Origin of the sequence: Cellulomonas septica, from assembly GCF_012396155.1 — a bacterium.
GTDB classification, from domain to species: domain Bacteria; phylum Actinomycetota; class Actinomycetes; order Actinomycetales; family Cellulomonadaceae; genus Cellulomonas; species Cellulomonas septica.
In genome coordinates this window covers 1-4,477 of the sequence record NZ_JAAXOY010000278.1, presented here as the reverse complement: position 1 = coordinate 4,477, position 4,477 = coordinate 1, and the positions used below count along the sequence as shown (strand labels likewise).

At 72.5% G+C, this 4,477-nt stretch carries 5 protein-coding genes; all 5 read left to right on the top strand.

Features of this window, described 5'->3' with window-relative positions:
• Positions 1 to 92 precede the first annotated feature (92 nt).
• Entirely contained in the window at positions 93 to 992 is a 900-nt protein-coding gene (locus tag HGA02_RS11450; RefSeq protein WP_343035448.1) for a carbohydrate ABC transporter permease, read from the top strand.
• Positions 989 to 1,888, top strand: a complete 900-nt coding sequence (locus tag HGA02_RS11445) for a carbohydrate ABC transporter permease (protein WP_425483059.1) — start codon at positions 989 to 991, stop codon at positions 1,886 to 1,888. The genes HGA02_RS11450 and HGA02_RS11445 overlap by 4 nt, the downstream gene beginning before the upstream one ends.
• Before the next feature lie 31 nt (positions 1,889 to 1,919).
• Positions 1,920 to 2,951 (top strand): LacI family DNA-binding transcriptional regulator, encoded by a 1,032-nt coding sequence (locus HGA02_RS11440; RefSeq protein ID WP_168679117.1) that lies wholly within the window; start codon positions 1,920 to 1,922, stop codon positions 2,949 to 2,951.
• 86 nt (positions 2,952 to 3,037) lie between these two features.
• On the top strand, positions 3,038 to 3,631 hold the full coding sequence (locus HGA02_RS11435; protein WP_168679116.1) for a DUF4203 domain-containing protein: 594 nt from the start codon (positions 3,038 to 3,040) through the stop codon (positions 3,629 to 3,631).
• Between the two features lie 63 nt (positions 3,632 to 3,694).
• On the top strand, positions 3,695 to 4,477 hold a 783-nt coding region (locus HGA02_RS11430), incomplete at its 3' end, for a 5'-3' exonuclease (RefSeq protein ID WP_168679115.1).

Sequence of the window (4,477 nt, the reverse complement as noted above, 5' to 3'; positions counted from 1 at the left end):
CGGGCGACTGGGACCTCTACGCCGACAACCTGGACCCCGACGAGGTCTTCGCGTGGGCCACCGGGGATGCGGCGTTCGCGGGCCAGGTCACGATCGGCGCCGACGGGAAGTTCTACTGGTACGCGCCGGCGCTCACGCTCTTCACGCTGTTCCTCGCGCTGCCGATCGGCTACGCCGTCTACCTCAGCTTCCGCACCGAGATCGTCAAGGGCCTCGGCCTCGGCTCGGGCGCGCGCCAGGAGGTGTGGGCGGGGTTCGCCAACTACACGCGCGCGCTCCAGGACCCCGAGTTCCTCGCGTCGGTGGGGCGGGTCGCCGTCTACGGCCTGCTGCTCGTGCCGACGATGCTCGGCCTCGCGCTGCTGTTCGCGCTGCTGCTCGACTCGCGCCGCACACGCGCCACGGGCTTCTCGCGCATCTCGATCTTCCTGCCCTACGCGGTGCCCGCCGTCATCGCGTCGCTGCTGTGGGGCTTCCTCTACCTGCCGCGCGTCAGCCCGTTCTACTACGTGTTCGACCAGCTCGGCTGGGACGTCCCCGAGGTCATGTCGTCCGGGCTCGTCGTGTTCGCCATCGCGAACATCGGCCTGTGGGGCGGCGTCGGCTTCAACATGATCATCATCTACACCGCGCTCAAGGCGATCCCGAGCGAGCTCTACGAGGCCGCCCGCCTCGACGGTGCGTCCGAGCTCATGGTCGCGCTGCGGATCAAGATCCCGATCGTCATGCCGTCGCTCGTCCTGACGTTCCTGTTCTCGATGATCGCGACGCTGCAGGTGTTCGCCGAGCCCATGACGCTGCGGCCGCTGAGCAACACCATCTCCACGACGTGGAGCCCGCTGATGAAGGTCTACCGCGACGCGTTCACGCGCGGCGACATCTACGCGGCGTCGGCCACGTCGGTCGTGATCGCGCTCGCGACGTTCGCGTTCTCCTACCTGTTCCTGCGCCTGGTCCAGGACGGCCGCGCCTTCTCCCAGGAGTCGAAGTGACGACGACGACCACCCCGCACCGCGCGACGGCCGCGGCGTCGGCGCCCACCCTGCGGCCCGAGCGCACGGTCCGCCCGTCCGTCTTCGGCACCGTCGTGCTGCTGGTCGGCGCGCTCTACTGCCTCATGCCGGTCGCGTGGGTGCTCGTCGCGTCGTCGAAGTCCGCGGCCGAGCTCTTCTCGACGTTCACGTTCCTGCCGTCGACCCACCTGCTCGACAACATCGGCGAGCTCTCGGCGTACCGCGGGGGCCTGTACTGGCGCTGGATGGCGAACACCGCGCTCTACGCGGGCGTCGGCGCCGCCGTGTCCGTGCTCGTCTCGTCGATGGCCGGCTACGCGCTCGCGAAGTACCGGTTCGCCGGCAAGAAGCTGGTCTTCAACCTCATCCTCGCGGGCGTCCTCGTCCCGGGCGTCGTGCTCGCGGTGCCGCAGTACCTGCTGCTCGCCGAGGTGAACCTCACCAACACCTACTGGTCGGTGCTGCTGCCGAGCCTCATCAGCCCGTACGGCATCTACCTGTGCCGCATCTACGCGGGCGCCTCGGTGCCCGACGAGCTGCTCGAGGCCGCGCGCACCGACGGCGCGAGCGAGTGGCGGACGTTCTCCCGCATCGCCGTGCCGCTCATGGGCCCGGGCCTCGTGACCGTGTTCCTGTTCCAGTTCGTCGGCATCTGGAACAACTTCATGCTGCCGTACATCATGCTCGGCAACGACCGGCTGTACCCCATCACGGTCGGCCTCAACGGCCTGCTCAACCAGGGGGCGTCGCAGCCCGCGATGTACACGTCCGTCATCACCGGCGCGCTGCTGTCGATCGTCCCGCTCGCCCTGCTGTTCCTCACGCTGCAGCGGTACTGGAAGGTCGACCTCGCCGCCGGCTCGGTCAAGGCCTGACGACGTGGCCCGACGCATAGAGTTCCGTCCGATGGACACGACGACCGACGCCGCCGCGCCCGTGCCGCGCCGACGCCCCACGATCCGCGACGTCGCGGCCGCCGCCGGCGTGTCCCGCGGGACCGTGTCCCGCGTCATCAACGGCGGGCACTGGGTGTCGCCCGAGGCGCTCGCCGCCGTCGAGGAGGCCATCCGCACGACCGGCTACTCGATGAACCAGCACGCGCGCTCGCTCGTCACCGGGCGGTCCAACTCCGTCGCGTTCCTGCTCACCGAGCCGCAGCACCTGCTGTTCGAGGACCCGACGTTCTCGATCCTGCTGCGCGGCGCCGCGCAGGCGCTCGCCGGCCGGTCGATGCCGCTGCTGCTCATGGTGGCCGGCACGCCCGAGGAGCAGAGCCAGGTCCTGTCGTACGTGGGCGCCGGGCACGTCGACGGCGTCCTGCTCATCTCGTCGCACGCGGGCAGCCCGGTCCTCGCGGAGCTCGTCCGCCAGGGCATCCCCACCATCGCGTGCGGCATCCCGCTCGGGTTCGAGGGGCAGCTCGGCTACGTCGCGGCCGACGACCTCGGCGGCGGGCGGCGCATGACGCGGCACCTGCTCGACCAGGGCCGGTCGCGCGTCGCGACCATCACCGGCCCGCTCGACACCCCCGGCGGGAAGATGCGGCTCGAGGGGTACCGGGCCGAGCTCGGCGACGCGTTCGACGAGACCCTCGTCGCGCACGGCGACTACTCGCGCGAGAGCGGCGCCGCCGCGATGCGCGAGCTGCTGTCGCGGCGCCCGGACCTCGACGCCGTGTTCGTGGCGTCCGACCTCATGGCCGCCGGCGCGATCCAGGTGCTGCGCGAGTCCGGCCGGTCCGTCCCCGGCGACGTGGCCGTCGGCGGGTTCGACGACTCCGGCCTCGCCACGACCCTCGACCCGCCGCTCACGACCATGCGCCAGCCGTTCGAGCGCATCGCGACGGAGATGGTGCGGCTGCTCCTCGAGGTCGTCGAGGGCGAGGCGCCCGCCGCGATCACCCTGCCGACGTCGCTCGTCGTGCGCTCGAGCGCCTGACCCGTCGGCCCCCTCGTCTCACCCGCGCAGGAGGGTGCGCCGCAGGCGTCGCTCGCTAGCCTGGGCTCGACGCGAGGGGGTGCGCGATGGGCACAGGACTGGTCGTCCTGGCGGTCGGGGTGCTGCTCTGCTTCTTCGGGATCCGGTCCGTGAACCTGGCGCTGCTCGCGTCCGGGTTCGGGCTCGGGTACTTCGTGGCCGACGCGACCGGGGCGTCGACGGGCACGGCCCTGCTCGTCGCGGCCGGGGTCGCGGTCGTGCTGTGGCTCGTGGTGTCGCTCGTCTTCCGGTTCGCGACGTTCGTCGTCGGGCTGGCCGCGGGGGCCGTCATCGGCGCCAAGCTGTGGTCCGCGCTCGGGTCCTCCGGGACCAGCGTCGTGCTCGGCGGCGTCCTGGTCCTGTCCGTCGCGATCGCGTCCGCGACGCTCGCCGAGAAGTACCACCGTCGCGCGCTCCTGTGGCTCACGGTGCTCGCGGGGGCGAGCCTCACGCTGAGCGGTCTCGCGCTGCTGTGGCCGTCGGTCTTCGGGCTGCTGCGCCACCCCGACGAGGGCGCCGAGCAGGTGGTCATGGCCGTCGCGTGGGTCGCGCTCGCCGCCGCCGGGTGGGTCGTCCAGCGTCGCCTCTTCCGCAAGCAGCTCGGCCTCCCGCCGCGCGCCCCCGCCGCCGCTGCTGCCTGAGCACACGGGCGCGGGAGGGCGCTGCCGCCTCGCGGCGTCGGCGGACGCCGGTACGGTCCGAGCATGACGAACGGACGGCTGCTGCTGCTCGACTCCGCCTCGCTGTACTTCCGCGCGTTCTTCGGCGTGCCCGACTCGGTCAAGGCACCCGACGGCACGCCCGTGAACGCGGTGCGCGGGCTGCTCGACATGATCGCCCGCCTGGTCCAGGACCGACGGCCGACGCGGCTCGTCGCGTGCTGGGACGACGACTGGCGGCCGGCGTTCCGCGTCGAGGCGATCCCGTCGTACAAGGCGCACCGGGTGGCGCAGCCCGTGCCCGGCGGCGCGGACGTCGAGGAGGTGCCCGACCTGCTCACACCGCAGGTCCCGGTCATCGTCGAGGTGCTCGAGGCGTTCGGCATCGCGCGCGTCGGGGCGCCGGGCTTCGAGGCCGACGACGTCATCGGCACGCTCGTGGCGCGCGAGAAGGCGCGGCCCGCCGCCGAGCGCGCCGCCGTCGACGTCGTCACGGGCGACCGCGACCTGTTCCAGCTCGTCGACGACGACGCGCACGTGCGCGTGCTCTACACCGTGCGCGGGATCAAGGACCTCGAGGTCGTCGACGCGGCCCGGCTGGCCGAGCGGTACTCCGTCGCGTCCGGCCAGGCGTACGCCGACATGGCGGTGCTGCGCGGCGACCCGAGCGACGGCCTGCCGGGCGTCCCGGGGATCGGGGAGAAGACGGCGGCGGCCCTCGTGCACCGGTACGGCTCGCTCGAGGGGATCCTGGCGGCGCGCGACGCGGGCGACGCCGGGCTCACCGCGACGCAGCGGCGACGGCTCACCGAGGCCGCCGACTACCTG